This is a genomic window from Variovorax glucosi (assembly GCF_051216695.1).
Taxonomy (GTDB): Bacteria; Pseudomonadota; Gammaproteobacteria; order Burkholderiales; family Burkholderiaceae_C; genus Variovorax.
In genome coordinates this window covers 1-1025 of the sequence record NZ_JBPJZE010000415.1, presented here as the reverse complement: position 1 = coordinate 1025, position 1025 = coordinate 1, and the positions used below count along the sequence as shown (strand labels likewise).

Here is a 1025-nt window from a genome sequence, read left to right as displayed (position 1 = left end):
GGCATTGCGGTTTCCCACTACGTGGCACGTACGAAGCACCTCCTGGTCACCGTCGCGAGCACCGGCTGCTGGCCCGCCACACCCAGACCCAGAGGCGAGGACCACTGTCTGTGACAAGCATCAGACATATTTCGGCCGCCTCCTGTGACTACACGAACTTCGACGCGATCATCGTTGGCTCTGGGCCCTCTGGATCGATCGCCGCGCGGACACTGGCGGAAAAAGGTTACCGCGTGGCCATCCTGGAATTTGGAGGCCTGGTTTCCCCGGGCGCCATGTACGGCCCTCATCAAGCAGCCTACAGCCGCGCATTCACTTCTTCGGATGGCCCCGCCGACGGCAATCCATGGACCGCGTGCGGTGTCGGCGGCGGAATGCAGTTCTACAACGCGATCACGTTGAGATACCGGCAGGCGGATCTGTCGGCCTCCCGATATCTTGCGACCGACATGGAGGTCGACTGGCCCATCGCCCTCCAGGACCTCGAACCCTTCTACGCGGAGATCGAGCATCTCCTGGAGGTCAGTGGTTCGAACGGATTTCCATCGTATCCGGCCAGCCCTCGCGGACTCATGCTGTCCAACGCGATGCGGGAGCTCGGAATAAGACCGCAGCGTATTCCACTGGCAATCCGCCCGCCAGGGACCCGCAAGGGATGCATCGCATGTTCAGCCTGCGATGAACTGGTGTGCCCCACGGAGGCGAAAGCATCCGTGCTGGCCAGGAACATCCTGGACGACGACGCCCTGCCGGGAATGATCTCGGTTCTGTATGGCTGTTTTGTCAATCGGATCGCGCTGCGCAACGACGCCACGGCGGAAGCCCTTGAGTGCTATGTGCCGCTCTCATCGGAACTGATCCGCATCCCGGTCGACAGGGTGATCGTCTGCGCAAACGCCGTGCAAACAGCCGCATTGATGCTTCGGTCGAAGAGCGTGCATGCGCCGAAGGGAATAGGCAACGGCTCCGACCTTGTCGGACGAGGCCTCTCATTCAAGATCAGCGGCTACTCGGTCGGCCACGTG

General features: G+C 61.9%; 1 protein-coding gene. It reads left to right on the top strand.

Features of this window, described 5'->3' with window-relative positions; all coding sequences use genetic code 11:
• Nucleotides 1–110 precede the first annotated feature (110 nt).
• On the top strand, nt 111–1025 hold a 915-nt coding region (locus tag ACSFA3_RS26130; RefSeq protein WP_435508204.1), incomplete at its 3' end, for a GMC family oxidoreductase N-terminal domain-containing protein.